The organism is Corynebacterium sp. MSK158, from assembly GCF_030229085.1.
Classification (GTDB): Bacteria; Actinomycetota; Actinomycetes; order Mycobacteriales; family Mycobacteriaceae; genus Corynebacterium.
Window position 1 is genome coordinate 125,029 of the sequence record NZ_JASPHJ010000001.1, and the last position, 25,329, is coordinate 150,357.

Sequence of the window (25,329 nt, forward strand, 5' to 3'; positions counted from 1 at the left end):
GTATTATTTCTCAGAACTATCTACCCGATACGTGACGTATCACTTGGAAAGGAACCTTACTATGGGCGTGGAAAAATACTCCGGCTGGACCTTCTACAACGAGTGCGAAATCCCTCAGGACATTTCCACCGTCTTGGCTGAACAGGAATATCCTGTCTGTGCCTTCAAGACCGTCCGCGATGCCGCCGTATTTACCAACAAGCGCCTCATCATCCGCGATGCGCAAGGCCTGACAGGCAAAAAGGTAGAAATGTATTCCCTGCCCTATTCCTCCATCAACATGTGGTCCACGGAAAACGCGGGAAAGCTCCTTGACCTCAATGCGGAGCTGCAACTGTGGACTAGAGCCGGCGAATTCAAAATCAACATTGGCCCCAATATCGATGTCCGTGCCCTAGACCGGCTCATTGCCAACTGCGTGCTTAATTAGTTCCGCAGATGGTGCCGGAGCCGATGACGATGTCTCCCAGCTCGTCCGGCGAAGGCAAATACAGCACCGCCGCTTGGCCGCGGGCGACACCGGATAGCGGCTCCTTGAGTTCGAGGCGCATCTCGTCCGCCTCGCGGTCAACGTGGGCGGTACATGCCACCACGGAGCCGTGTGCACGCACCTGAACCTCGCACTCGAAATCCCCATCCATGCCTGGGTGGAGGTACTTCAGGCGATCGGCCTGAATCGAGGTTACGGCCAAGTCCTCGCGGGCGCCAACGGTAACCGTGCCGGTAGCAGCATCAATATCGGTGACGTAGCGGGGGCGGCCGTCGGCAGCCGGCGCCTTGATGTCCAGGCCCTTGCGCTGGCCGATGGTGTAGTTCCACGCGCCATCGTGCTCCTTGAGCTCCGTGCCCTCTTGATCCACGATCATGCCGGGGCGTAGCCCAATGCGGGCACCCAAAAAGGCCTGCGTATTACCGTCTGGAATAAAGCAGATGTCGTAGGAATCTGGCTTTTTCGCGGTGGAAAAGCCATGCGCCGCTGCCTCTTCGCGGATCTGTGGCTTAGGGGTGTCGCCGATGGGGAAAAAGCAATGCTTCAACTCTTCGGCCGAGATCACGCCGAGCACATAAGACTGATCCTTATTCTCGTCCAAGGACCGGCGCATATAGCCGTCCTCATCGATGGTGGCGTAGTGCCCCGTCGCAACCGCATCGAAGCCAAGCGCCATGCCCTTTTGCAGCAGCGCCCGGAACTTAATCTTCTCGTTGCAGCGCAAGCAGGGATTGGGCGTCTCGCCGCGGGCGTAGGAATCCACGAAGTCCGTGATGACCTCTTCTTTGAATTCTTCCGAAAAGTCCCACACATAAAATGGGATGCCCAGCTTATCGCAGATGCGACGGGCGTCGGCCGAATCCTCCAACGAGCAGCAACCACGTGCCTTTTCCCTGGTCTGCTGCGCGTCTTTGTGCAGCGCGAGGTGAACGCCAATCACCTCGTGGCCGGCTTCTACTGCGCGGGCGGCGGCAACCGATGAGTCCACGCCGCCGGACATGGCAACCAATACTCGCATTGTGCTCCCCATTTCACCTTGACTACAGGCCCGAAAGTCTACTCCCTAGCCCCAACGCGGCTTAAATCGAATCCATTCCCTAAGCTTGGGTGACATGGGCAGAAAGCGAGCTTCCACCGACCCGGGAATCACCGGCACCTACAACATTTCTACCGGCACGGCCGAGGTGGTGCCGGATGAGTTCCGCGATGGTGCCTATATTCTCAACGTTAATGGCGTGCCGAGCAGCCACATTATGCTAGGTGAGCCGGAGGAGCTGGAGTTTGAGTACATGCGCTGGATTGCGTCCGCGGTTGAGCACCTCAACACTCGGCCCTCAAATAAGCTCCGCGTCACCCACCTAGGTGGCGCGGGATGCTCGCTTCCGCGCTATTTTGCCAGCAAGCTTCCGGGCAGCCGCCACACAGTGGTGGAGCTGGACGCCAAGCTGGGCGAATTGGTGCGTACGCTTTTCGACGTCCCCCGTTCCCCCACCGTCAAAATCCGTGCCGCCGAGGCCCGCAAAGAAACCGAGGGGTTCCTTCCGTCCAGCCGCGACATCATCATCCGCGATGTCTTTGCCGGCGACAAGACACCGGCCAACCTCACCACCGTGGAGTTCTTTCAGGCTGCTAAGCAGTCGCTGGCGCCGGGTGGCCTCTACGTAGCCAACTGCGGCGACCATTCCGATCTACAGCTGGCAAAGAGCGAGCTGGCGGGCCTAGATAAAGTATTTGACCACCTCGCCGTCATCGCGGACCCACCGATGCTCAAGGGCCGGCGCTACGGGAACATCATCCTGGTGGCCTCAGATACAGAAATGCCAGCCGAGGGCTCCATGGAAGCCGCCCAGCTGGCAAAAGCACTCCTTGGCGGGGCCGTGCCCGCCCATTACAAAGACGAGGCCTGGACCCGCGCGTTTTTCACCGGTGCTACTGCAGCACGCGATTAAGCAGCGTGGCTACCTGACCCGCATCGAAATCGGGAACGTCAGCGCCGGCGTTCTTGGCGGCATTCTTAGCTTCCGATACCTCTGACTCGGAGACGTTGCCAGATTTCACGTTGTTCACGTGACCGGCATTGTCCAGCAGGATAGCTAGGTCGCTGACGGAGAAGTTGCCCTTGGCCATATCGCCTAGGTCCTCCACTGGGAGGGCATCCTTGTCCTTAAGGGTCTTGACGAAGCCAGCCAGGCCCTCCGCCGCTTGGGGATCGAGACCGGACTTTTCGGCGGCGTCGGCAAGCTGTGGAATCGCGATCAACCCCGCCGCCAGTGCCAAAATGGCGCCGATGAGCGGCGTACTATCGGAGCTCAAGTCAAGCCCATCGCTGACAACCAGCTGCTCTAGCGCGCCGCCGACGTCGACGTAATTGCCGTCACTGAAAGACTGCAGCTGCTGCTTGGAACCATTAAACAGGTTCATGTCGACGTCGGTAGAAATGCCTGCTACCTTGCCAGAACCAGAACGCTGCCAGAAGGAAAGTTCCTTCCATCCGCCCACCGCTTCAGGCGCCTGGTCCTGATAAGCCGCAAGCCACAGTGGCATATCCGAGAACTTCTGGGAGTTATTCATCTGCCCCATCCAGAAGTACTTGTAGGTGTAGATCATGGGCGTGCGGCCGGTAAGACGCTTGAGCTCGCGAGTAAATTCTTCAATCCACTGCTCTAGCTGGGCCGCAGACTTTCCTTCCGCCACCTCGATATCAAGTGCAGGAGGCAACGTCTGATCCGGGGCAAGGGCGATCTGCGCGGCAAAATTGGCCGCCTGAGTCTTGGCATCGCCAGCCGGACGTGCATAGTGGTACGCACCAGTCTTGAGTCCAGCAGCATTAGCCGCCTGAATATCCTCTACATAATGTGGGTTTACCCAATCCCCACCTTCGCTAGCTTTCACAAATGCAAAGGACTGGCCGTCGGACCGCACTTTAGACCAATCGATGGGCGTGCCGCCCGGATGCTGGTGCGCCGCCACGTCAACGCCCTTTGGCGCACCAAAGTTCACCGCCTGGGCAACAGCGGTTCCACTTACAGCTAGTGCAGCCACGGTGACTACCGCAGTAATGCTCTTTCGGAGTGCCTTCTTTGAAGTCATGCGCGTGAGTCTAGCAACGCCTTCACTCCCACCACATCTTTAACACGCACCACTTGAGATATTTTTCTTTACTTCCGTTTCCCCCTTCTGGGAATACAACCTTTTAGAACACATATTTGCTCATAACTCTTGCGAAGCGGCAGGGTACAGCCTAAAATGAACACCATGAAACTACGCACACTAGTTCTACTATTCGGGGGATTTAATCTTGGACACCTACTACATAGTCAATGACCCCAACGATCCGATAGCAGTAAAAGCCACAGAAATAAGAAAACAAGAATACCTATTCTGGAATGAGGCGAAGCCAGAACTAGAAGAAGATTTCGATATATCTTGCCACACACTTTCCACCCGCACCGGTTTAAGCGAGCGGCGCACGCGAGACATAATAATGGCCCTATATCGACTCACAGAGCTACCACTCACAAAGGCACTCCAGGAAACCTATTACTTCCTGGATTTCTCTCGGCTTATTACTATCGACGCCGTGCTTAGCAAGCTGGGCGACATCCCGACCGATATTCTCGACCGGATAGACCAAGAGCTTGCGCGTTACCTAACCCCCACGAAGCCCGGCCAAGTACTGCCTTCGAATACGAATTTGCGGCGAAAACTAAATGGCCTCATCGCTGTTGAGGACCCACACCCCAATGAAGATACAGAGCCTGATGCAGGGAACGACTCCTATTTCACCTACCACAGTTTCGGCGGCAAGGCCGGGCTAGCAGCGGAATTCGATGAAGCTACCATGCTAGCCATCGATGAACACGTCAGTAAGGCAGCCGAAGAGCATAATCTCACCAAAGCTGAAGCCCTAGCCAAGTTGATTCTGGGCGAAATTGAGTCGCGGGCAAAAGTGGTTCTTCATATGTACCGAGCCCACGACCAGGAGGCTGCTCCCGCATTTATCCGGGGATTCGGATGGGTAAGCCCTGAGACCGCTGACAGTCTGCGTCCCACGCAGACGCGGGATATGGACCTTGCAAAAAGGATGGAGAGCGAAAGCTACGTTACTCCCCCACTCATTGGCGCCTACGTAGAAGGCCGCGATGGCGTGTGCCGCTGGCCAGGTTGTAATCGCCCCGCAGAAAACTGCCAAAAGGACCACCGAATTGACCATGCACAGGGAGGGAAAACGGCGGGAAGCAACTTGGCATCGCTTTGCCAGCACCACCACAACATCAAGACCGATGGTGGTGCTTTCTACATCATGGATCCACATACTGGGGACATAGTGTGGCTCTTTGACAATGGCCACTGGGAATACGATGAGCCCCAAGGACCGTTAGCGCCCAAGAACAAGAACTGGGCGCTAACGGTGGGCCAAGCTATCGCCGCCCGGCGGGCAGCGGCGAAGGAAAGGAATGATAGCTAGACGGAACGGGCTCGGGAAATGATCTCCGGAAGATGAGCCAAGACGTAGTCAACGTCCTCTTCCGAAGTAAGCCTGCCGAGAGTAAAGCGCAGGGAACCGATTCCTTCCGCCTCACTTACGCCCATTGCCTCGAGGACATGAGACATGCGGTTTACGCCTGCGCTGCAAGCGCTGCCAGTAGAAGCCTCGATCTGCAAGGAATCCAGCAGCATGATGAGGCTATCGCCGTCAGCACCGGGGAAAGAGACGTGCAGGTGGGAAGGCAGGCACGGCTCGGCGGAATTGACCACTACGCCATCGATGGTGGCGAGAATTCCGTCGCGCAGCTTATTGCGGAGAGCAGCTATTCGCTCACCCTGGGCAGTGATCTCGGAGACTGATTCCTCCAACGCCGCAGCAAGACCGGATGCGCTCGCGACATCCACGGTGCCAGGGCGGATGCCCCGTTCTTGGCCGCCGCCGTAGGCAATCGGCTGGGGCGCAGGACTGCGCTTGGCCAAAAGCAGACCGATGCCGCGGGGGCCGCCGAACTTGTGGGCGCTGGCGGCGAGGCTGGTGATCCCTAGAGCGGAAAAATTGATGGGAACTTTGCCCACGGCTTGGACCGCGTCGACGTGCACGGGCGTGCCTGTCGCATTCGCACGTGTGGCTATCTCTTCGATGGGCTGAATGGCGCCGGTTTCGTTGTTGGCCCACATGCAGGTAGCGACGTCGGCAAGCGTGTCTAGGGCAGACAGATCTGCGATGTGCCCAGAACGGTCGACGGGAAGGATATCGACGGCCGCTCCGGTTTTCTTCAGCTTAGAGACGGTATCGCGCACGGCCGGGTGCTCAATATCGGTAGAGATAATGCGGTTTGTTTGCCCAGCCGCGTAGAGCCCCTGGATGGCGATATTGTCCGCTTCGGTGCCAGAAGAAGTAAAGATGACTTCGATGGGCTCGCAACCGAGGAGGGAAGCGACCTTTTCGCGGGCATCATCCAGCACGGACCGAGCCTTGCGGCCAGAACCATACTGCGCGCCGGAATTGAGGGAGCCGGCCGCCGCCACCCACGCGTCAATTGCGCTCTGGCGCATCGGCTGGGTAGCGGCATAGTCAAAGTAGTGCGGCATTACTGGCGCGCCTTCAGTTCCTCGGTTAGGGCCGGTGCGATTTCATGCAGGTCGCCCACGACGCCGAGATCAGCGATCTGGAAGAACGGCTCATCCTGGTCTTGGTTGACCACCACAATGGTGCCGGAAGTCTGCATGCCAGAGGTGTGCTGGATAGCGCCAGAGATACCCAAGCCGATGTAGAGGTCGGGCGAGACGGTAACACCGGTCTGGCCGATCTGATAGGCGGCGTCATAAAAGCCTTCATCGACGGCGTCGCGGGTGGCGCCGACTGCGGCCCCGAGGGCGTCGGCAAGCGGCTCGACGACGGCCCCGAACTCGTCGCCCACGCCACGGCCGCCGGCGACGACTGCCTTGGCCTCGGTAATTTCCGGTCGTGCGGACTTCTGAGCCGGAGTAAAGGAAGTTACCTTGACGTCTTTAGCCGTGGCGGCCGGCAACGGCATCGGCGCCGGCTGTGCCTCCACCTGCTGTGGCGCAGCCTCAACCGCACCCGGGCGAAGGGTGTAGATCGGGCACTGACCAGCGGCGGTAGAGGTGGTCTCATAGGAACCACCGAAAATGCTCATCTGGGCGGAGCCATCGGCGGCGATGCCATTGACATTGACCAGTGCGCCAGAGGCGAGGCGAGCTGCGAGACGGCCGGCAATCTCGTTATTGGCCGGAGTTGCGGCCAGCACGATGGGCGCTGGGTTCGCAGCGCCAAGCGCATGCAGGGCATCGACCTCAGGGGTAAGGAAACGCTGGTCATAATCCTCGGCCGTTGCCTGAACTACCTGTGCGGCACCGAGGCCAGCAAGGTCGGCATCGAACTTATCGGCCTGCTTGCCGACGACCACTGCGGACACCGTACCCAATTCCCGCGCGGCCGTAATCAGCTCGCCGGTAACGGGAAGGAGGTTGTCCGCGTCGTGCTCAACTAGTACGTAAACGTGCGACATATCTACTCCTAAATCAAGTTCTTTGCGGACAGGAAATCAGCGATTTTCTTCGCTGCATCTTGCGGGTTGGGCTCCGAAATAACTTCGCCGGCGGTGCGGGGTGGGCGCTTCTCAGCGGCCGAGACAGAGGTCGTCGGCGCGATGGCCTCGATGCCCAGGTCAGCCAGGGTGAAGGTGGTGATTTCTGCCTTCTTAGCTGCCATCAGGCCCTTGAAATTGGGGAATCGTGGCTTGTCACTCTTATCGTTCACCGTAACGATCGCCGGCAGTGGCGCCTCGAGTTCCCAGGTGCCGCGCGCGTCATCGCGGGTGCCCTGCACGGTGCCGTCAGCTAGCTCTACTTTGTGCAAGCCGGTAAGGGCCGGCAGCTGGCGGTATTCGGCAAGAAGGCCGGCAAGCAGGCCGGTGGAGGCATCGGAAGCCTCGGTGCCGGCGGTGATCAGCTGGACGTCGTCAAGCTTATTGAGCGCGGCGTTGAGGGTCCAAGCGGTCGATAGCGCGTCCGCTCCGGCCAAGGAATCATCGGAGACGAGCACGGCATCGTCGGCACCCATGGCCAATGCCTTACGCAGTGCCTCGTCGGCCTGGGCCGGCCCCATGGTAAGTGCTACGACTTTGTAGCCCGCATCGGGGTTATTGTCGCGCAGTCGCAGGGCTTGTTCCACGGAGTACTCATTAACCTCATCAATGACGTTATCCACGGAGGTGCGATCCAGGGTGTGGTCATCGTTCAAAGACTTGGTAGACCACGTATCCGGCACGTGTTTGACCAGAGCCACAATAGTTGGCATTGGGCACTCACCTTTCCGATATATTTATGTTGCGTAATTATCCTCGGACGATGATACTCGGGGTTGACACAGCAAGGCGATTCCCTGTGAGCCAATTCGCGTAATGATGACCGCAAATGGTTTCTTTCCCTTCAGCTTCATCTTCTTCCGTAGCTGGTCAGGGTCCACCTCTACCCCGCGTACAAGGATTTCTAGGCTTCCCGCGTCATAGGATTTAAGTACGGATTTTAATCTCTTTAGGGGTACTTTTTCTATGAATGGAAATCCCGAAGTTCCCTCCGGAATCCTCTCTCCTGTCAGGTATGCGATGCGCGGATCGATTTGATGCAACCCTTCCCTGGCCGCGTAGTGCTGGACCAACCCCGCTCGCACAATGGCCCCATCCGGGTCGATGAGGTAACTGCCAATGCCTCCTGCATCGGGTAGGTCGTCTGCGTGGTCATCGAGGACATCCAGCTTGTTTCCTCGAATCATTACCGCTCTTCGGCCGCTGCCAAGGCCTGGGGTATAAAGGCAGGCTTCTTTTACCCCGCCATCGACGCTCGCGACGGTGACGAGGCCGTCCCACTCGCTGAAATCAAGGCCAGGCGCGCACTTGATGGCCAGTTCCTTATCGCGATGCTTTTCGACGACCTCCGGGAGCGGTGGCACCAAATCCTCCGGCCGCGTGATTCGCCTGCCACCGGCGCGGCGGGCCGGGTCTGCAAGGAGAACATCGGCAGTGGTAGTAGTCGTCAGCGCATCCGCGCGGAAAATCTTGGCGGAAGAAAGGTTATGCCTCGCCATTCTTACCCGGGATTCATCCAGGTCCGAGCCACAATAGTCGAGCGGAGAATTATAGCCTTCCGTGCCGATGGAACAGGTGACGTCGTGGACGCTGCGCACTCCCTGCTCGGCGAGGAATTTCGTCCGATACGCCGCCACTTCAATGGGGGTTGCTTGCTGGGCGGAGTCTGCATCCATAAGCCAATCGTGCGGGAGCTTGCCGGAACTGCGGGCGGTTACCAGCTCCATGACCGCGCGGCCATATTCACCGAACTTAGCTTTGAGGATTTCAGTGTCTTTGAGCCGAGAAGCCTTGGTTAAGGTGAGGTCGAGGTGTGCTATTTCCTCTTGATGTTCGGCAAGGAAGTCGACTTCTGCGGGGGTATAACTCATATTCGGTCTAAAGGGGTGGTGGAAAAGAATTCGCGGTAACGGGGGTCTTCGCGTGGATCCCCAATGACGGGGCGCAGGTCCGAAAAGGACGCATCATCTAGGACCTCTTGGACGGAGGAATACTTGCTCAACCTTTGCATCTGTGCCCACGTGGGGATGGCAAGGCGCACCAGCCCGGCGCGCCAGCCGTCCAGGATGAGCTGCGGGGGGAACCATCCGGCATCGTCTGCTTCATCGGTATCCCCATCGGGTTCTTGGCCGGAGGGCAACACGCCAACAAAGAAGAAGGTGTCGAACCAATGGCTTTTCCCCTTTCCTACCCAGCGCGCCCAAGGAAGGAGCATATCGGCGTCGACGCGCATTCCGTTATTGCTAAGGAATTCGGTAAAGGAAATGGTGTGGTTTTCTAGGAGTTTTCGCTCTTTGTGATAACGCCGCGCATTGGAGACAATGCCGTCCTCGCGGATGGCGAAAAGGGTGCCGGCCTCTTCGAAGAGCTCGCGGGCAGCGGCGAAAACGAGGGCGTGGGCTTTGTACTTGGTCACGCCCATCCGGCGGGCCATGGAAATGACAGACTTTCCGGCCCACAGCTCGCCCGAGTCCCAGGAACGCGGCGGAAAGTCACGTGGGTCTACACCGCCGCCGGGAAAGACTGAATGCCCCGGGTAGTTGTGCATGGTGTGGACGCGCTCTTGTACCCACACTTCAAGACCGTCAGCGCCGTCCCGCAGGAGCAGGACGGTTGCCGCCAGGCGCCCACCGTGGAAGCCGGTGGTATCGCTGGCGTCAATGGCATCGAGACGGTCATGAAAAGGATTGGTCATAGAGAAGCTCGGCGGGCGAAGTATCGCTGTCCAATGCGGTCCACCTGAATTGGCTGGTGGAAGGCGCGAGTCAGATTTTCGGAGGTGAGGACGGAATTAATCAGTCCTTTTGCCACAACTTTACCCTCATCCAACAGCATGGCGTGGGTGAAGCCATAGGGAATCTCCTCCACGTGGTGGGTGATCATGACTATCGCTGGGGCATCGGGGTCCATGGCTAGATTGCCAAGGTAGCCCACGAGGTCTTCGCGGCCTCCCAGGTCCATGCCTGCGGACGGCTCATCGAGGATGAGCAACTCCGGGTTAGACATGAGAGCGCGAGCGAGAACGACGCGCTTCTTTTCTCCCTCAGACAGGGTTCCCCAGGTGCGCTCTTTGAGGTGGGTGGCGCCAACCTGCGCCAAGATGTCATCCGCGCGGGAGAAATCCATGTCCTGGTATTCTTCGCGCCAGCGGCCCAACACAGCGTAACCTGCGGAGACAACTAGATCGTCCACCCGCTCAGTGTCCGGGATGCGCGATTGCACCGCCGCGGAGGAGATGCCGATAAGCGCGCGCAGATCGCGCATGTCGGTTTTGCCGATTTGCTCTCCCATCACAAAGGCGGTGCCTTTCGAGGGGAACTCTTCGGCCGCAGCCATGCGCACCAGCGAGGTCTTGCCCGCGCCATTGGGGCCAATGATGACCCAGCGCTCATCGAGCTCTACTTGCCAGTCCACGGGTCCGACGAGGGTCTTGCCGCCGCGGCGCAGTTCGACGCCGCGAAAATCTACGAGCCAATCTTGATCAGTGGGAGTTACGTCGTTCACGCCTTCCATTGTGACTGATTTGTTCTTTGCCCGGTGAAATTGACACAGCTGCATTAGTCTTATGGGCATGACTACTCGCCTTGGTATTGACGATGTCCGCCCGCTTATCTCCGCCGGTTCTGTAGCCTCCAAAGCCGTTGTAGGCGAGGTAATTCCTGTCACCGCCCTAGTCTGGCGCGAGGGCCACGACGCGGTCTCGGCAACCCTGTCTGCGTGGGCGGCACGGACCACGGCTACCTCCTCCGTCACTATGCAGGTTGATCCCGATGACCAGGATCGCGTACACGGCGTATTTACCCCGGGCACCCAAGGCACCTGGTACTTCCGCGTCGATGCCTGGTCCGATCCCATCGCCACGTGGAAGAACGCGGTAACCAAGAAGATGGCGGCTGGGCAATCGGCTGCTGAGCTTGCCAATGACCTGCAGCATGGCGCAGAGTTGTTTTCTCGCGCGGCTCTGCAAACCCCGTCGGATGTGGTGGAACCGCTCTTTGTGGCTGCTCGGGATTTGGAGGATGAGTCCTTGGACGTCGATAAGCGCGTGCAGGTAGCGCTCTCGGAAGAGGTAGCAGGCATCCTGCACTCGCATCCCCTGCGCGACCTGCTGGTAGAGGGCGCAATCCACGAGGTATATGTGGAGCGCCGGGCCGCGCTCTATAACTCGTGGTACGAGCTTTTTCCCCGCTCCACGGGAGGCTGGGATGAAGAGGGAAATCCAGTCCACGGCACTTTTGACACCACTGCCAAGGCACTGGAGCGGGTGGCCGATATGGGCTTCGATACGGTGTATTTTCCGCCCATTCATCCCATCGGCAAGGTACACCGCAAAGGAAAGAATAATTCGGTCGTTGCCGAGCCCGGCGATGTGGGAAGCCCCTGGGCCATCCAAGACCACTCCACCACCCATCCGGACTTGGGCACCATGGAGGATTTCAAGAAACTAGTCTCCCGCGCCCAAGAACTCGGCCTGGAGGTAGCACTCGATTTCGCTCTTCAGGCATCGCCCGATCACCCGTGGGCTAGCAGCCACCCAGAATTTTTCACCGTCCTTCCAGATGGCACCATCGCCTACGCCGAGAACCCACCGAAGAAGTATCAGGATATCTATCCACTTAACTTCGATAACGCTCCTGATGCCATCTACCACGAGATCTATGAGACCTTGATGATTTGGGTGGAAGCCGGAGTGAATACATTCCGCGTGGATAACCCACACACCAAGCCGGCAAACTTTTGGAACTGGCTGATTACCCGCGTGCATGCCACCCATCCGGATGTCATCTTCTTGGCCGAGGCCTTTACCCGCGCGCCTCGCCTCTTCGGTCTAGCGAAGGCGGGTTTTTCCCAATCCTATACCTATTTCACCTGGCAGACCTCCAAGCACGAGCTCACCCAATTTGGCCAGATGCACGTCGACCAAGCAGATATCTGCCGCCCCAACCTCTTTGTTAATACCCCGGATATCCTGCACGAGTCCCTGCAGACTGGCGGGCGTGCGATGTTCGCCATTCGCGCGGTCCTAGCCGCCACCATGTCGCCTCTATGGGGTGTGTACTCCGGCTTTGAACTCTACGAGCACACCCCGGTAGCCCCAGGCTCTGAGGAATATCTCGACTCTGAGAAGTACGAACTGCGCCCGCGCGATTTTGCGGCGGCGGCTGCGTCGGGAGATTCCCTTGAGTCCTATATCCGGCTGCTCAACCAGATCCGCCGCGATAATCCCGCTTTGCAGCAACTGCGCACCCTGCGGTTCCATGACACCGACAATGAAGCCATCATTGCCTATTCGAAGGCGGATCCAGCCTCCGGCAATGTAGTCCTCGTCGTGGTCAACCTGGATCCGCGCAATGCACAGGAAGCCACCGTGACGGTAGATATGCAGGCTATCGGCCGCCACCCCGGCGAGTCCTATACCGTCCAGGACACGATTACCGGCTCTGCCTACCACTGGTCCGAGCGCAACTTTGTGCGCCTAGAGCCGCTTCGCGACGTCGCCCATGTCTTCGTCCTTCCCCCTGCCGACCACGCCCTCCAGGAACAGCTCACCTGGCGCGTAGTTAGCGACTATCGCCCGTAAACATTCGCCCACCGGACCACACCCGAACTAGGTACTCTGATTGTATGACTATCCCGGCCGCTGACCTCGCTCGCCTCAATGACTGCCGCCACCATGACCCGCACGGTTTCTACGGCTGGCACGAAGGTACTGTCCGCACCCGCCAACCGGGTGCTACCGCGGTCCAGCTGCACACTCCCACGCAAACCGTGTCCATGGAATTGGTTGGCGATGACATCTGGGAGGCGGAAATTGGCGATAACTGCGATTACCGCTTAGAAATCTCCTATCCGGAGGCCCCTACGCGCACCGTGGCAGACGGCTATCACTTCCTTCCCACGGTGGGCTCGCTGGATCTGCACCTGATTGGAGAAGGCCGCCACGAGCGTCTCTGGGATGTCCTCGGCGCCAACCTGCGTTCTTATGACACTGAGATGGGTACCGTGTCCGGCGTCTCCTTTGCCGTATGGGCGCCCAATGCCCAGGGAGTTGCCGTTGTGGGCGATTTCTGTGGCTGGAACCCCACCCAGTATCCGATGCGTTCGCTCGGCTCTACCGGCGTATGGGAGGTCTTTGTTCCTGGTATCGGTGCTGGCGAGCACTATAAGTTTGCCATCTTTAGCCACGAGGGCCGCAAGGACAAGGCCGATCCCCTAGCCAAGCGCACCGCCTGCCCGCCGGAGACGGACTCTATCGTGGATTCCACCAGCTTCGCCTGGTCCGATTCCGCCTGGATGGACAAGCGCACCGGCAACCTCGATGTGCCCATGAGCATTTATGAGGTCCACGTTGGCTCGTGGAAGGTTGGCGCCAACTACAACCGCTTGCGCGAGGAGCTCATCCCATACCTCAAGGAGCACGGTTTCACCCACGTCGAGCTCTTGCCCGTGGCCGAGCATCCCTTCGGCGGGTCCTGGGGATACCAAGTCTCTGGCTATTACTCGCCTTCTGCGCGCTGGGGCTCGCCGGATGAATTCCGAGAGCTGGTCAATGCCCTGCACGAGAATGGCATCGGCGTCATCGTGGACTGGGTGCCGGCACACTTCCCCAAGGATGATTGGGCCCTTGGTCGCTTCGACGGCCAGGCTCTCTACGAGCACCCCGATCCCCGCCGCGGCGAGCAGGCCGATTGGGGCACCTATGTCTTTGACTTCGGCCGCAATGAGGTCCGCAATTTCCTCGTGGCCAACGCCCTATACTGGGCCGAAGAATTCCACATCGACGGCCTGCGCGTAGACGCCGTGGCTTCCATGCTCTACCTAGACTATTCCCGCGATGAGTGGCTGCCCAACCAATATGGTGGCCGCGAGAACCTAGAGGCGGTGCAATTCCTCCAGGAAACCAACGCCACCCTCAACCGCACGCATCCAGGGGTACTCACCATCGCAGAGGAATCCACTTCCTGGCCGGGCGTTACCGCCCCCACCTCTGAAAACGGCCTGGGCTTTTCCCTGAAGTGGAATATGGGCTGGATGAATGACACCTTGGAGTACTTCAAGCACGAGCCCATTCACCGTTCCTATCACCACGGCGAGCTCACCTTCTCCATGGTCTATGCCTACTCCGAGCGCTACGTACTGCCGTTTAGCCACGACGAAGTTGTGCACGGCAAGGGCTCGCTGTGGGAGCGCATGCCTGGCGACGACTGGAATAAGGCCGCCGGACTCCGCGCCCTCTATGGCTACATGTTCTCCCACCCCGGCAAGAACCTGCTTTTCATGGGGCAGGAATTTGGCCAGACTACCGAGTGGGCCGAGGGGCATTCCGTGGACTGGGGTAACCTCCACGGTTGGGGTAGCGAATGGCACCAGGGCATCAAGCGTCTCGTACGGGATATCAACCTCGTCTACCGCGATACCCCAGCACTGTGGAGCCAGGATTTCAGCCAAGACGGCTTCCAATGGGTCAAGGCGGATGATTCGAATAATAACGTGCTCGGCTACGTCCGCTACGGCGCAGACGGCTCTGCGCTGCTCGCCCTGTGCAACCTTTCTGGTTCTTCCATCCCCAACTATGGCCTCTGGGTTCCACACGACGGCGAATGGCAGATGGTGCTCAACACCGATGACGCCGTCTACGAAGGCGCTGGGAACCCACTTCCCCAGCGCATCCACGTGGAGAACAACTCCACGACGCTGCATCTGCCGGCCAATTCCGTGCAGTGGTATGTCTTGGAAGGCTAAAGAGCTACCGCTGCGCGCGCACGAACTCCGCCACGCGGGCATCGATGTCATCGCGCAGCGCGTCCATGCGCTCTTCCCCTTCCAATCCGCGTAGCGATGGATCCTCAATGTCCCACCGTTGCGCTGGGCCATCGTAATCCGCATCGCCTACCACCACCACGTGGTCAACAGTTGCGGCAATCTGGGGATCCACGAGAGTGGGCGTACCCGACATCTCTACTCCCACCTTCGCCAGGGAAGCTTTCGCCTCTTTGTTGATTCCCTGCTTGACGTGCTCATCGGTAGTTTGCACGCCAGCAGAGTAAATATCCCAATCTGGTGCATGTTTGAGGGCGAGTGCTGCTGCCATTTGCGACTTGCCTCGGTTGGTATTGCAAAGAAAAAGCACTGAAGTCATGCTTTCCCATGCTACCCAAGCTAGTACAGGGCGCTCGCCAGCTTGGTGCGGGCGTCGAGCACGCGCGGGTCATTGCCTTCAAAGAGCCCAAAGAGCTCCAGCAGGCGCTCGCGCACGCGGGACTTCTCGTCGCCGGCCGTTGTTTTCATCGTCTCGATGAGGCGATCAAAGGCCTTTTCTGGGGCTCCAGCTACCACCTCGGCGTCGGCAGCCCGCATTTGCTTATCGACGTCCCCTTTATCCCCTTCCGCGGCCGCAATCGGGTCTTCGGTCTGGTTGGCAGGATCGAGGCGCTTGAGCAAGACTGTGGTGTCACGCGCCTGCTTAATCTGCACATTATCGGGCTCGGATTCCAAGATGGAGTTGTAGACGTTGAGAGCGCCATCAAAGTCGCCGGCGTTCAAGAAGCTTTCTGCTTCCTGGAGACGCGGATCCTCTTCTTCCTCTTGGGGCTGTTCCGATGCCTCATTGCCTTGCAGGCCCTTCAGCTGTGGACCCACATTCTGTACCAAGGTATCTACCCATTGCTTTAGGGCGTCTTTGGGTTGCGCACCCTCAAAATTGGTCAGTGGCTGCCCAGCACCCAAGGCCACGACTGTCGGCAGGTTCTTAACACCAAAGGCCTGCGCAACCTGCGGAGTAGCATCCGCATCCACGTAAGCAACCAAGAAGCTCAAGTTTCCTTGCGCGGCCAAATCCGCAAGGTCAGTCTTCAACTGCTCCGACTGGGTAGAGCGAGCAGTACCGATGAGAACCACGACCGGAACTTCTGTAGAACGGCGAACCACATCTTGGTCGAAGTTGGCCTCCGTCACTGTGAAGAAGGGCTGGATGCCGCCGGCACTTGTCTGCGGCGACTCCTGCGCCTTTTGCCGGGCCTCGGCTCGCGCCTTGACCTGGCTGAGGTCAAGTGCTCCTCCTACATAAGCATTATTTGGTGAAGTCATCTAGTCCTCCTTTGCAAGGCGGCGGTTAACCGCATCTACCTTGTCCGTTAGCTGATTAGTTACGCCTTCGCGAATATCGGCTTTGACCACCAAAGAAGTGCGCGGGGATACCGCACGCACTGCATCGGTGGCCTTCTTAATCGTGTCAAAGACCTCGTCCCATTCGCCTTCTAGCAAGGTGAACATGGCATTGGTCTCGTTGGGCAGGCCGGATTCGCGGACTACGCGCACGGCCTCGGACACGGCGTCGGCCATTTCTTGGGAGTCATTATTGACCACCGCAGGGGCTACAGAAAATGCAACAATCATGCCCGCTAGTCTACCTACGCTCCCAGCAGTGGCGGTGCCAGTGCCGGCGATCTTCGCCCTGGCGGCCCACGTCCCGCGGCCAGGCGACGATGTGTGCCACCCCGGGCGGAATGTTCTGGTTACAGCCAGGGCACACGTAGTACTTCTGAGCGCGAGCAGAACCGATATGCCGCATGACATAGGGCTCGCCATGAGTCCAACTTGGTCCCTCGACAGTTTGCGAACCTAGAAAGGTTGAACCGTCTTTGGGCAGGGACCGGACTTCCACGGGTTTGCGCCTATTTCGCCGTGGCATTAGAACAGTCGCAATTCGTTCGACTCGAGCCCGCGTAGCTCCTGGTAATCCAGTACGACGCACCGAATGCCGCGGTCCTCAGCCAAGGTACGCGCCTGCGGCTTGATTTCCTGGGCTGCGAATACACCAGACACAGGGGCGAGAAGCTCATCGCGGTTAAGCAGCTCCAGATACCGTGTCAGCTGCTCTACGCCATCGATGCCGCCGCGGCGCTTTACCTCGATGGCGACGTTATTATTGTTCTCATCCTTAGCCATGATATCCACAGGACCGATGGCGGTGGGATATTCGCGGCGCACCAAGGTGTAGCGCTCGCCCAAGGTATCAATCTGGTCTGCCAAGAGCTCTTGTAGGTGAGCCTCGACGCCATCTTTGACTAGGCCTGGGTCCTCGCCCATGTCATAGGAGATTTCTTCATGAATCTCGGCAATGGTGATGCGCAACTGCTCGCCCTTAGGGTTTTCCACCAGCCACAAAACCTCGCCTGTGTCTTCACCGTCGAGGTCCTCAATCGCGGACTCCTTCAAGGTGCATGGAGGCGTCATCCAGTTGAGTGGCTTATAAGCGCGGTCGTCGGCATGCACGGACACGGAACCGTCCGCTTTGACGATGAGCAGGCGGTCTGCCATCGGCAGGTGGGCATCCAAGCGGCCCACGTAATCTACTGAGCATCGGGCGATTACTAAACGCATGCTCTCTACCCTAGCGGGTGGGCCTATCGCTTGGATTGACGGGTAGCGCGCTCGCGCAATTGCCGGAAGTCAAAGCGCTGCTGGCGCTTGGATGGAGCGGCCTCTACCCAGGCTCCAAAGGCCATGATTCCGTGGGCGTCCGACGCCAGCTCATATTCTCTTCCCTTGGCCCGAAAGCGAACGACTTCGGTGGCAGCGGACATAAAAGAAGCCTCGTCATCATCTAGCGGACGGGTGCTCACTACTTCGATGTCGAGGCGGTTGATGCGCAGATCGCAGCGCGGAGAGACAGAGCGGAGCTTGAAATACTCCACAAATTCACCCTCATATCGCAACGAACCATGGCGCCAGGAAAGGGAATTCTTAGCCGGAACTCGGCGCAGGAGGACGGAAGTACCGCGCGATCGCACGGTGAAAAAGCGAAGCGCAGCCAGAAAAATAACTAGCAGCAGGGCCACTCCAAGGGCCCACAGAAGCACTGCAAACACCGTTGAATTCATGGGCCTTTCACGCCATCCTCGCTCTGTGGAGAAACTGATTCTTTGGATTGTAACGCCTTGAAGGCCCCACACGCCAATAAGAAAAGGCAAAGAAAAACGAAGAAGGCGCACCGGCTATAAACCGATGCGCCTTAAGAGAGCAGGAAGGGCGGCTATTGCTGCCCTCTCCTACCAATCCAAGGTATTAAGCCTTGGCGCGGCGAACTGCACGCTGTGCGGCCTCGCCACGGGACTTGGTGAGCTCGTGCTCAGAAGCGAAATCCTTCTGAGCCTTCTCCTCATCCACCTCATCGGACCAGATGGCCCAATCAGCGAGGACGGTGATCTTGTCCTGGGTAACGGAGAGGAAGCCACCCTGCACGGCGGCGACGCGGCGCTCGCCGTCCACTGGGTGGATGGTCACCACGCCATTATCGATCAGCTGACCGATCATTGGCTCGTGACCGGGAAGCACGCCGATCTCACCCTCGGTGGTCTCAGCCGTGACCATGGAGGCCTGTCCAGACCACAGCAGGCGCTCGACGGAAACCAATTCGGCGGTGATGTCAGCCATGTGCCTCTCCCTACTTCTCGTTCAACTTCTCGTATGCAGCCTTGACGTCGTCCAAGCCACCCAAGCCGTTGAAAGCCTGCTCTGGGTAGTGGTCAAACTCGCCATCGCAGATGCGCTCGAAGGCATCGATGGTCTCAGACAGCGGCACGTAGGAGCCCGGCAGGCCGGTGAACTTCTGTGCGACGAAGAAGTTCTGGCCCAAGAAGCGCTCGATACGGCGGGCACGCTGAACGGTGACCTTGTCCTCCTCGGACAGCTCGTCCATACCAAGGATGGCGATGATGTCCTGGAGTTCCTTGTTCTTCTGCAGAATACCGATGACGCGCTGTGCAACCTCGTAGTGCTTCTCGCCAACGATACCCGGCTCGAGGATACGAGAGGTAGAAGTCAGCGGGTTCACTGCTGGGTAAATACCCTTGGAAGCAATAGCACGGTCCAGCTCGGTGGTGGCGTCCAAGTGAGCGAACGTCGTAGCCGGAGCTGGGTCGGTGTAGTCATCGGCAGGAACGTAAACGGCCTGCAGGGACGTAATCGAACGGCCCTTGGTCGAGGTAATGCGCTCCTGCAGAACACCCATCTCATCAGCCAGGGTTGGCTGGTAGCCCACAGCGGAAGGCATACGACCCAGCAAGGTCGAAACCTCGGAGCCGGCCTGGGTGAAACGGAAGATGTTGTCGATGAACAGCAGCACGTCCTGGTTCTGCACATCGCGGAAGTACTCCGCCATGGTCAAGCCGGACAGAGCCACGCGCATACGGACTCCTGGCGGCTCATCCATCTGGCCGAAGACAAGTGCGGTATCTTGCAGCACGCCCATTTCTTCCATCTCCAGGAAGAGGTCGGTGCCCTCACGGGTACGCTCGCCGACGCCGGCGAAGACGGAGGTACCGGAGAACTCACGGGCGATACGGGTAATCATCTCCTGAATGAGAACGGTCTTACCCACACCTGCGCCACCGAAGAGGCCAATCTTGCCGCCCTTAACGTACGGGGTCAGCAGGTCAATGACCTTAATGCCGGTCTCCAGAATCTCGGTCTTACCCTCGAGCTGGTCGAACGCTGGCGGCTCGCGGTGGATGCCCCACTGCTCACCATCGCGGCCGAGACCCGGCTCGTCGAGGCAGTCACCGAGGGCGTTGAAGACGTGGCCCTTGACGACGTCGCCGACCGGCACGGAAATTGGCTTTCCGGAGTCGATGACCTCGGCACCGCGGACGAGGCCGTCGGTCGGTGCCATGGAGACGGTACGGACAAGGTTGTCACCGAGGTGCTGAGCGACCTCGAGGGTGACGGTCTTTGCAACAGCTTCGAGCTTAATGTCGACGTGCAGTGCGTTGTACAGGGCCGGCAGTGCCTCACGTGGGAATTCCACGTCCACAACCGGACCGATGACGCGCACGACACGACCGGCGACTGCCGAAGACTGTGCATTCTGCTCTTGCAGAGCTGTAGTCATAATCTAGTCACTTTCTGCGCTGTCAGATAGCGCGCCAGCGCCACCGACGATCTCTGAAATTTCCTGGGTAATCTGTGCCTGACGGGCCTGGTTAGCCACGCGAGAGAGGTCCTCGACCATCTCGGTTGCGTTGTCAGTAGCAGACTTCATAGCTGTACGGCGTGCAGCGGACTCGGAAGCAGAAGCTTCCAAGAACATAGCAAACAGGATACGCGAGACGTACTGCGGAAGCAGCGCTTCCATCAGCGTATCTGCGTCTGGCTCAAACTCGAATCCTGCGGCAACATCGTCCGCAGACTCGGCGTCAGTCAGAGCGGAGTCACCGAGGTGATACTCCTCATCCTGAATGACCGGCTGAACTGGCAACAGCTGCTGAGCACGCGCGGTCTGGGTCAGCATGGACTCAAACTCGGTGTAGACAACGTGTACCTGGTCAAAGCCACGTACACCGGCGCCCTCACCCTGCGCATGCAGGCCGTCGCGGCCCTTGGTAGTGCCATGAGAACCAGCAATAAAACCATCAATCAAGTGACGGCGCACATCGTGGGTGGTCTCCCAGGTTGGATCCTGAGAGAAACCGCCCCAGCTGCCCACTACTTCGTCCTCGCGGAACTTGTAGTGGCCGATGCCCTTATTACCAGTAACGTAGCGAACTACCTCGTAGCCCTTGCTTTCCAGGAGAGCCTGCAGCTGTGCCGCCTTCTTGAAGACGTTGTTGTTATAGCCACCGCACATACCACGGTCAGAAGTGACCACGAGGATGGCGGCGACGTTTCCGTCTTCACGCTCACGCAGCATGTCATGCTCCAACGTAGAAGCCGCAGCCAGCTTGTTCATCATGCTGGTCATCTCAGCCGCGTACGGCTGAGAAGCCTCTACCCTAGCCTGCGCCTTGGTAATGCGCGAGGTAGCAATGAGCTCCTGGGCCTTGGTGATCTTCTTAGTCGAATTGACGGACCGGATGCGGTCACGTAGTTCGCGAAGATTAGCCATCGTTTCTCCTCCCTTCTTTAATCTAGACGGTTAGTTGTGAGTTCTGAACTCTACTTAGCCGTCTTGCGGGAGACGTTGAGCTCGGTGTTCTTTACGTCGCTTTCATCCAAAGGCTCTACCGGTGCCTCGGAGCCCAGGTTATGGCCCTCGGAGGTGCGGAAGGTCGGCTGGAAGTCCTTAGCTGCCGCAACCAATGCGTCCTTGGACTCATCGGTCAGCGGCTTGCCACCGGAAATCTGCTCAAAGACCTCTGGGGTATTGGCGTTGAGGTACTCGTGTACCTCGTCCTCGAAGCGGCGGACGTCTTCAACGGGAACGACGTCGAAGATGCCAGCCTCGGCGAGGTAAATGGACACCATCTGGTACTCCACCGGCTGCGGGGAGGACTCGGACTGCTTCAGCAGCTCGACCAGACGGGAACCGCGCTCCAGCTGAGCCTTGGAAGCGGCGTCCAGGTCAGATGCGAACGCAGCGAAGGCCTGCAGGTCACGGTAGGAAGCCAGGTCCAGACGCAGATTACCGGCGACCTTCTTCATGCCCTTGGTCTGTGCAGCGCCACCGACACGGGAGACGGAAACACCGACGTTAATAGCCGGGCGAACGCCCTGGTTAAACAGGTCGGACTCCAGGAAGACCTGGCCGTCAGTAATGGAAATGACGTTGGTCGGAATGAAGGCGCCGACGTCGTTTGCCTTGGTCTCGATGATCGGTAGGGCGGTCATGGAGCCAGCACCCATGTCGTCGGAAAGCTTTGCAGCACGCTCCAGCAGGCGGGAGTGCAGGTAGAACACATCGCCTGGGTATGCCTCGCGTCCCGGCGGACGGCGCAGCAGCAAGGAAATGGCACGGTAGGCCTCAGCCTGCTTGGTCAGGTCATCATAGATAACCAGGACGTGGTTGCCCTGGTACATCCAGTGCTGACCCAGCGCTGCACCGGAGAACGGTGCCAGCCACTTGAAGCCGGCGGAATCGGAAGCCGGTGCGGCCACGATGGTGGTGTAATCCAGTGCGCCGTGCTCCTCAAGGGTGCGGCGCACGCCAGCGATGGTCGATCCCTTCTGGCCGATCGCGACGTAGATGCAGCGTACCTGCTTATCCTTGTCGCCGGACTCCCAGTTAGCCTTCTGGTTCAAAATGGTATCGATGCAGACCGCGGTCTTACCGGTCTTACGGTCACCGATGACCAGCTGGCGCTGGCCGCGACCGATCGGGGTCATTGCGTCGATAGCCTTGATGCCGGTCTGCATTGGCTCTTCAACCGGCTGGCGCTGCAGCACGGATGGTGCCTGCAGCTCGAGGACGCGCTCCTCTTCAGCGTTGATTGGGCCCATGCCGTCGATCGGCTGACCCAATGGGTTAATTACGCGGCCGAGGAATTCCTCGCCCACTGGGATGGAGAGAACCTCGCCGGTCCTCTTAACCTCGTCGCCCTCCTTGAGGGACTCGAAGTTGCCCAGGACCACAACACCGATGGAGTTGGTGTCGAGGTTCTGTGCGACGCCAATCACGCCGCCTGGGAACTCGAGCAGCTCATTCGCCATAACGGATGGCAGGCCAGAAACCTGCGCAATACCGTCAGCTGCCGAAATGACCACGCCGACCTCCTCACGGGAGGCCTCCGCGGAGTAGCTCGAGGTGTAGTTCGCAATCGCACTACGGATCTCGTCGGAGGAGATCGTCAGCTCCGCCATGTTCTTCCTGCTCTCGGTAGTATCTTCCAGCACTTACTTAAATCGTTTCTGTCGTTTCGGCTACGCCATCTGGGCACGCAGGCGGGCAATCTTGCCTGCCGTGGAGCCATCAATGACTTCATCGCCGACGCGGATGCGCATGCCACCGAGGAGGCTGGTGTCAACCTCAGAGTGAATGGACATCGCACGACCATAAATTTTGCCCAGCTTCTCAGCGAGTACTGCTTGCTGGCCTTCGTTTAGTTCACCCGCTGCGGTAACGCGCGCAATGGTGCGGTCCTGCAGATCAGCTGCAGTATCGGCCAGTGCGGCTACGTCATCGATCGGGTTCTGCTCTGGGCGGGAGATGGCCTGAAGCACGAGGGCCTCAGTAAACATCGTGACCTTGCCGTAGAGCACGTTTGCCAGCAATCCGCGCTTGCGGGCGGAATCAGCAGTTCGGTCGGAAAGCAGCTGGGTGAGCTCGCCCTCACGGTCAAGGATCTGAGACAGGCGGAAGAGCTCGTCTTCTACCTGGCCCAGCTGACCCTGCGCCTCAGCACCGCGCAGCAATGCGCGGCGGCCCAGGGACACCAATCCCTTGACAAAGTCCTTCGGGGTGGACCACTGTGCGGCCGCAGCTTCCTGGATGATGCGCAAGGCGCCATCGGAAATCTTGGAGCCGAACAGGGTCTCTGCTAGGGACTTGCGTGCCTCGCTCGGGGCGGCGATATCGGTGAATGCGACGCGCAATTCGCGGTCAGCATCCAAGACATCGACAACCTCAAAGATATCCAGGCCCGCCTGCGCGGCGGTGGCGACGTTGTTGTCGCCTGCCAGGATTTCATCCAAGCGGGTTTGTGAGGTTGCGAGTGCTTCGCGGCTAGCTGCCTTCATAGTTGCCTACTTTCCGGCCGGTGCCACAGAGTCGAGCTCGGACAAGAAGCCATCAATGGTGGAGGACTTCTTAGAGGCGTCGGAAAGCTCGCCGCCCAGAATCTTCTCCGCCAGGTTGATGGAGTTCTGGCCCATTTCGGAACGCAGCTCAGTAACAACCTGCGAGCGGGAAGCCTCCAGCTGCTTCTCGCCATTGGCGACGATGCGGCGGGACTCTTCTTCCGCGTTGGTCTTAGCCTCGGCCTCAATCTGCTTACCGCGCTCGCGCGCCTGCTCGCGGATCTCGGCTGCCTCTGCACGGGCGTCGGCCAGCTGAGCATTGTACTTTTCCAGAGCGGCCTTAGCCTCGGCCTGCTGGGCCTTGGCACGCTTCAAGCCGCCCTCGATCCGGTCTTCACGCTCCTGCAGCATCTTGTTGTACGCCGGAAGAACGAACTTCCAGAACACAATCAGGATGATGGCGAACGGAATGATCGACCAGACCAAGTCGTACATCTTGGGCAGGAGGATGGAGTTGCCGCTCTCCAGCGGCAGGTGCTCACTTCCTTCTGCTGCAAGGTAGTAAATGACGTTGTTCATGGGTCTCCGTTCTTAAAGTTCGATTTACTTGTGTAAAGCGTTCTTTAGAACAGGAAGCCTGCAACGAGGCCGATGAGGGCAAGTGCCTCAACGAAGGCGATACCCAGGAACATGGTGGTACGCAGCTGGCCGGCCATCTCAGGCTGGCGTGCCATGCCCTCAACGGTCTTGCCAACGAGGATGCCGATGCCCAGGCCCGGGCCGATGGTGGCCAGGCCGTAGCCGAGGGACTGAAGGCCGTCGAAGGAGGTGGTTGCTGCGTCCTGAGCCAGGATGATCTCGTTCATGTGAAAGTCGTTCCCTTTCAATGTATATCCCGCGGGAGTGTCCTGCGGGGCGGTGTTGGTTTGATTTTGGGGTATTTAGTTAACCGCGAGGTTCGCGTTGTTGTTAGTGCGAATCTGCATGCAACGACAATTCGATGTATACCGCCGTCAGCAGGGCAAAGATATATGCCTGCAGGAAGATGACGATAAGCTCGTAAAGCGTGAACAGAACCGCTGCGACCAGGGTCAAGCCACCCACTGCGGTCCAGGCGTTGAACTGGAAGAAGAAGAAGTTCGTAGCCGAGTACAACAGGACCAAAATGAGGTGACCAGCCAGGAAGTTCGCCATAAGACGAAGAGCCAGGGTGACTGGGCGCATAACAAACGTAGAGAAAGCCTCAATCGGCACGACAAGAATGTGCAAGGCCGGCGGCAGGTTAGGAATAACCACCGAGGACTTGATGAACTTGCCAAAGCCATAGCGCTTAGCGCCGGCGTAAATCATGGCGATATACGCGACAGCTGCCAAGACGATTGGCATACCGATACGGGCGTTCGGAGAAATGTTCAGACCCGGCACAATAGTTGTGAGGTTCCAGAACAAAACTGCAAAGAAGATAGAGGCCAAAAGTGGAAGGAAGCGACGTCCTTCCTTCTTGCCCAAGATGTCTTCTGCGATCTGAACTCGCACGAAGTCAATCGCATGCTCGCCTACGTTTTGAATTCCTCTAGGAACCAGCTTGGGGTTCCTGAAGGCGACAACAAATAGGAGCACCAGCACGGCCGCCATCAGAAGGCGAACAAGCATGATGCGATCCAAAGCGAACCAACCGTTGGCAAAATCGCTCAACCAGAGGTCAACGACTCCGCCATCATCGGTTACGTGCCCCGGGAAAAATTCTGGGTCCAGTTCGGGTGCGTGGAAGCTACCCTTCATGGCCAA

The 25,329-nt window shown here is 58.7% G+C and carries 27 protein-coding genes; 5 read left to right on the forward strand and 22 right to left on the reverse strand.

Translation table 11 applies throughout. The features are described 5' to 3' along the window. Positions 1 to 61: 61 nt before the first annotated feature. Positions 62 to 430 (forward strand): PH domain-containing protein, encoded by a 369-nt coding sequence (locus QP915_RS00570; protein WP_284767452.1) that lies wholly within the window; start codon positions 62 to 64, stop codon positions 428 to 430. On the opposite strand, the gene mnmA is transcribed toward QP915_RS00570, so the two are convergent. Beyond that, complete coding sequence (mnmA, locus tag QP915_RS00575; RefSeq protein WP_284767453.1) at positions 423 to 1,508, reverse strand: tRNA 2-thiouridine(34) synthase MnmA; 1,086 nt, start codon at positions 1,506 to 1,508, stop codon at positions 423 to 425. The two genes, QP915_RS00570 and mnmA, sit on opposite strands and share 8 nt — an antisense overlap. A gap of 94 nt (positions 1,509 to 1,602) precedes the next feature. Between mnmA and QP915_RS00580 the strand changes: the two genes are divergently transcribed. Then, complete coding sequence (locus QP915_RS00580) at positions 1,603 to 2,439, forward strand: spermidine synthase (protein WP_284767455.1); 837 nt, start codon at positions 1,603 to 1,605, stop codon at positions 2,437 to 2,439. On the opposite strand, the gene QP915_RS00585 is transcribed toward QP915_RS00580, so the two are convergent. Next, positions 2,420 to 3,580, reverse strand: coding sequence for a glycoside hydrolase family 25 protein (locus QP915_RS00585; protein WP_284767457.1), 1,161 nt, complete (start codon positions 3,578 to 3,580; stop codon positions 2,420 to 2,422). The genes QP915_RS00580 and QP915_RS00585 overlap by 20 nt on opposite strands. A 208-nt stretch (positions 3,581 to 3,788) precedes the next feature. Here QP915_RS00585 and QP915_RS00590 point away from each other — a divergent pair, with 208 nt between their 5' ends. Beyond that, positions 3,789 to 4,958, forward strand: coding sequence for an HNH endonuclease signature motif containing protein (locus QP915_RS00590; protein WP_284767459.1), 1,170 nt, complete (start codon positions 3,789 to 3,791; stop codon positions 4,956 to 4,958). Here QP915_RS00590 and QP915_RS00595 read toward each other — a convergent pair. Genes QP915_RS00595 through QP915_RS00620 form a run of 6 tightly spaced genes read right to left on the reverse strand, consistent with a single transcriptional unit; the run spans position 4,955 to position 10,602 of the window. Beyond that, the gene (locus QP915_RS00595; RefSeq protein WP_284767461.1) at positions 4,955 to 6,070 is read right to left on the reverse strand and encodes a cysteine desulfurase family protein; all 1,116 of its coding nucleotides are present in this window, start codon (positions 6,068 to 6,070) and stop codon (positions 4,955 to 4,957) included. The genes QP915_RS00590 and QP915_RS00595 overlap by 4 nt on opposite strands. Beyond that, on the reverse strand, positions 6,070 to 7,011 hold the full coding sequence (locus QP915_RS00600; protein ID WP_284767462.1) for an electron transfer flavoprotein subunit alpha/FixB family protein: 942 nt from the start codon (positions 7,009 to 7,011) through the stop codon (positions 6,070 to 6,072). Before QP915_RS00600 ends, QP915_RS00595 begins: the two co-directional genes overlap by 1 nt. Before the next feature lie 8 nt (positions 7,012 to 7,019). Next, a complete protein-coding gene (locus tag QP915_RS00605) occupies positions 7,020 to 7,802 on the reverse strand; it encodes an electron transfer flavoprotein subunit beta/FixA family protein (RefSeq protein ID WP_225747081.1) in 783 nt (260 codons plus the stop codon). Between the two features lie 24 nt (positions 7,803 to 7,826). Beyond that, a complete protein-coding gene (locus QP915_RS00610) occupies positions 7,827 to 8,960 on the reverse strand; it encodes a THUMP-like domain-containing protein (RefSeq protein ID WP_284766267.1) in 1,134 nt (377 codons plus the stop codon). Further along, on the reverse strand, positions 8,957 to 9,784 hold the full coding sequence (locus tag QP915_RS00615; RefSeq protein ID WP_284767463.1) for an NUDIX hydrolase: 828 nt from the start codon (positions 9,782 to 9,784) through the stop codon (positions 8,957 to 8,959). The genes QP915_RS00610 and QP915_RS00615 overlap by 4 nt, the downstream gene beginning before the upstream one ends. Beyond that, positions 9,781 to 10,602 carry an ABC transporter ATP-binding protein gene (locus QP915_RS00620; protein ID WP_239277977.1) on the reverse strand — a complete coding sequence of 274 codons (822 nt, stop codon included), beginning with the start codon at positions 10,600 to 10,602 and terminating at the stop codon, positions 9,781 to 9,783. Before QP915_RS00620 ends, QP915_RS00615 begins: the two co-directional genes overlap by 4 nt. Before the next feature lie 58 nt (positions 10,603 to 10,660). Here QP915_RS00620 and QP915_RS00625 point away from each other — a divergent pair, with 58 nt between their 5' ends. Together QP915_RS00625 and glgB are read left to right on the forward strand one after the other, a co-directional pair. Beyond that, positions 10,661 to 12,670: a maltotransferase domain-containing protein gene (locus tag QP915_RS00625; protein ID WP_284767464.1), complete on the forward strand. Its 2,010-nt coding sequence runs from the start codon at positions 10,661 to 10,663 to the stop codon at positions 12,668 to 12,670. Positions 12,671 to 12,714: 44 nt separating this feature from the next. Continuing rightward, on the forward strand, positions 12,715 to 14,832 hold the full coding sequence (glgB, locus tag QP915_RS00630) for a 1,4-alpha-glucan branching protein GlgB (protein ID WP_284767465.1): 2,118 nt from the start codon (positions 12,715 to 12,717) through the stop codon (positions 14,830 to 14,832). A 4-nt stretch (positions 14,833 to 14,836) separates the two neighbouring features. Here glgB and QP915_RS00635 read toward each other — a convergent pair whose 3' ends face one another. The 14 genes from QP915_RS00635 to atpB form a co-directional block, all read right to left on the reverse strand. Further along, positions 14,837 to 15,229 (reverse strand): arsenate reductase/protein-tyrosine-phosphatase family protein, encoded by a 393-nt coding sequence (locus QP915_RS00635; RefSeq protein ID WP_239228098.1) that lies wholly within the window; start codon positions 15,227 to 15,229, stop codon positions 14,837 to 14,839. Positions 15,230 to 15,249: 20 nt separating this feature from the next. Beyond that, a complete protein-coding gene (locus QP915_RS00640) occupies positions 15,250 to 16,176 on the reverse strand; it encodes a tetratricopeptide repeat protein (RefSeq protein ID WP_284767466.1) in 927 nt (308 codons plus the stop codon). Then, positions 16,177 to 16,485: a thiamine-binding protein gene (locus QP915_RS00645; RefSeq protein WP_005323373.1), complete on the reverse strand. Its 309-nt coding sequence runs from the start codon at positions 16,483 to 16,485 to the stop codon at positions 16,177 to 16,179. It lies immediately after the preceding gene. Positions 16,486 to 16,495: 10 nt separating this feature from the next. Beyond that, positions 16,496 to 16,780 (reverse strand): Rv1322 family protein, encoded by a 285-nt coding sequence (locus QP915_RS00650; protein WP_284767467.1) that lies wholly within the window; start codon positions 16,778 to 16,780, stop codon positions 16,496 to 16,498. Continuing rightward, positions 16,780 to 17,472, reverse strand: coding sequence for an endonuclease NucS (gene nucS / locus QP915_RS00655; RefSeq protein WP_179386385.1), 693 nt, complete (start codon positions 17,470 to 17,472; stop codon positions 16,780 to 16,782). Before nucS ends, QP915_RS00650 begins: the two co-directional genes overlap by 1 nt. Positions 17,473 to 17,495: 23 nt before the next feature. Continuing rightward, positions 17,496 to 17,972: a DUF2550 domain-containing protein gene (locus QP915_RS00660; protein WP_284766273.1), complete on the reverse strand. Its 477-nt coding sequence runs from the start codon at positions 17,970 to 17,972 to the stop codon at positions 17,496 to 17,498. 184 nt (positions 17,973 to 18,156) lie between these two features. Next, positions 18,157 to 18,525 carry a F0F1 ATP synthase subunit epsilon gene (locus QP915_RS00665; protein ID WP_238801023.1) on the reverse strand — a complete coding sequence of 123 codons (369 nt, stop codon included), beginning with the start codon at positions 18,523 to 18,525 and terminating at the stop codon, positions 18,157 to 18,159. A 10-nt stretch (positions 18,526 to 18,535) separates the two neighbouring features. Continuing rightward, a complete protein-coding gene (atpD, locus tag QP915_RS00670; protein WP_005323378.1) occupies positions 18,536 to 19,981 on the reverse strand; it encodes a F0F1 ATP synthase subunit beta in 1,446 nt (481 codons plus the stop codon). Positions 19,982 to 19,984: 3 nt separating this feature from the next. Continuing rightward, positions 19,985 to 20,974, reverse strand: a complete 990-nt coding sequence (locus QP915_RS00675) for a F0F1 ATP synthase subunit gamma (RefSeq protein ID WP_284766274.1) — start codon at positions 20,972 to 20,974, stop codon at positions 19,985 to 19,987. Between the two features lie 50 nt (positions 20,975 to 21,024). After that, positions 21,025 to 22,665, reverse strand: a complete 1,641-nt coding sequence (gene atpA, locus QP915_RS00680; RefSeq protein WP_023021750.1) for a F0F1 ATP synthase subunit alpha — start codon at positions 22,663 to 22,665, stop codon at positions 21,025 to 21,027. Between the two features lie 60 nt (positions 22,666 to 22,725). Then, on the reverse strand, positions 22,726 to 23,541 hold the full coding sequence (locus tag QP915_RS00685; protein WP_239191482.1) for a F0F1 ATP synthase subunit delta: 816 nt from the start codon (positions 23,539 to 23,541) through the stop codon (positions 22,726 to 22,728). Between the two features lie 6 nt (positions 23,542 to 23,547). Further along, positions 23,548 to 24,120, reverse strand: a complete 573-nt coding sequence (locus tag QP915_RS00690; protein ID WP_179386381.1) for a F0F1 ATP synthase subunit B — start codon at positions 24,118 to 24,120, stop codon at positions 23,548 to 23,550. A gap of 44 nt (positions 24,121 to 24,164) precedes the next feature. Beyond that, positions 24,165 to 24,407 carry an ATP synthase F0 subunit C gene (locus QP915_RS00695; RefSeq protein ID WP_049361381.1) on the reverse strand — a complete coding sequence of 81 codons (243 nt, stop codon included), beginning with the start codon at positions 24,405 to 24,407 and terminating at the stop codon, positions 24,165 to 24,167. 103 nt (positions 24,408 to 24,510) lie between these two features. Further along, positions 24,511 to 25,323, reverse strand: a complete 813-nt coding sequence (gene atpB / locus QP915_RS00700; RefSeq protein ID WP_284767469.1) for a F0F1 ATP synthase subunit A — start codon at positions 25,321 to 25,323, stop codon at positions 24,511 to 24,513. Between the last annotated feature and the right edge of the window lie 6 nt (positions 25,324 to 25,329).

Coding starts and splice junctions, on each gene's coding strand:
- QP915_RS00570 (WP_284767452.1), top strand. CDS start 62: ATGGGCGTGGAAAAATACTCCGGCTGGACCTTCTACAACGAGTGCGAA.
- mnmA (WP_284767453.1), bottom strand. CDS start 1,508: ATGCGAGTATTGGTTGCCATGTCCGGCGGCGTGGACTCATCGGTTGCC.
- QP915_RS00580 (WP_284767455.1), top strand. CDS start 1,603: ATGGGCAGAAAGCGAGCTTCCACCGACCCGGGAATCACCGGCACCTAC.
- QP915_RS00585 (WP_284767457.1), bottom strand. CDS start 3,580: ATGACTTCAAAGAAGGCACTCCGAAAGAGCATTACTGCGGTAGTCACC.
- QP915_RS00595 (WP_284767461.1), bottom strand. CDS start 6,070: ATGCCGCACTACTTTGACTATGCCGCTACCCAGCCGATGCGCCAGAGC.
- QP915_RS00600 (WP_284767462.1), bottom strand. CDS start 7,011: ATGTCGCACGTTTACGTACTAGTTGAGCACGACGCGGACAACCTCCTT.
- QP915_RS00605 (WP_225747081.1), bottom strand. CDS start 7,802: ATGCCAACTATTGTGGCTCTGGTCAAACACGTGCCGGATACGTGGTCT.
- QP915_RS00610 (WP_284766267.1), bottom strand. CDS start 8,960: ATGAGTTATACCCCCGCAGAAGTCGACTTCCTTGCCGAACATCAAGAG.
- QP915_RS00615 (WP_284767463.1), bottom strand. CDS start 9,784: ATGACCAATCCTTTTCATGACCGTCTCGATGCCATTGACGCCAGCGAT.
- QP915_RS00620 (WP_239277977.1), bottom strand. CDS start 10,602: ATGGAAGGCGTGAACGACGTAACTCCCACTGATCAAGATTGGCTCGTA.
- QP915_RS00625 (WP_284767464.1), top strand. CDS start 10,661: ATGACTACTCGCCTTGGTATTGACGATGTCCGCCCGCTTATCTCCGCC.
- glgB (WP_284767465.1), top strand. CDS start 12,715: ATGACTATCCCGGCCGCTGACCTCGCTCGCCTCAATGACTGCCGCCAC.
- QP915_RS00635 (WP_239228098.1), bottom strand. CDS start 15,229: ATGACTTCAGTGCTTTTTCTTTGCAATACCAACCGAGGCAAGTCGCAA.
- QP915_RS00640 (WP_284767466.1), bottom strand. CDS start 16,176: ATGACTTCACCAAATAATGCTTATGTAGGAGGAGCACTTGACCTCAGC.
- QP915_RS00645 (WP_005323373.1), bottom strand. CDS start 16,485: ATGATTGTTGCATTTTCTGTAGCCCCTGCGGTGGTCAATAATGACTCC.
- QP915_RS00650 (WP_284767467.1), bottom strand. CDS start 16,780: ATGCCACGGCGAAATAGGCGCAAACCCGTGGAAGTCCGGTCCCTGCCC.
- nucS (WP_179386385.1), bottom strand. CDS start 17,472: ATGCGTTTAGTAATCGCCCGATGCTCAGTAGATTACGTGGGCCGCTTG.
- QP915_RS00660 (WP_284766273.1), bottom strand. CDS start 17,972: ATGAATTCAACGGTGTTTGCAGTGCTTCTGTGGGCCCTTGGAGTGGCC.
- QP915_RS00665 (WP_238801023.1), bottom strand. CDS start 18,525: ATGGCTGACATCACCGCCGAATTGGTTTCCGTCGAGCGCCTGCTGTGG.
- atpD (WP_005323378.1), bottom strand. CDS start 19,981: ATGACTACAGCTCTGCAAGAGCAGAATGCACAGTCTTCGGCAGTCGCC.
- QP915_RS00675 (WP_284766274.1), bottom strand. CDS start 20,974: ATGGCTAATCTTCGCGAACTACGTGACCGCATCCGGTCCGTCAATTCG.
- atpA (WP_023021750.1), bottom strand. CDS start 22,665: ATGGCGGAGCTGACGATCTCCTCCGACGAGATCCGTAGTGCGATTGCG.
- QP915_RS00685 (WP_239191482.1), bottom strand. CDS start 23,541: ATGAAGGCAGCTAGCCGCGAAGCACTCGCAACCTCACAAACCCGCTTG.
- QP915_RS00690 (WP_179386381.1), bottom strand. CDS start 24,120: ATGAACAACGTCATTTACTACCTTGCAGCAGAAGGAAGTGAGCACCTG.
- QP915_RS00695 (WP_049361381.1), bottom strand. CDS start 24,407: ATGAACGAGATCATCCTGGCTCAGGACGCAGCAACCACCTCCTTCGAC.
- atpB (WP_284767469.1), bottom strand. CDS start 25,323: ATGAAGGGTAGCTTCCACGCACCCGAACTGGACCCAGAATTTTTCCCG.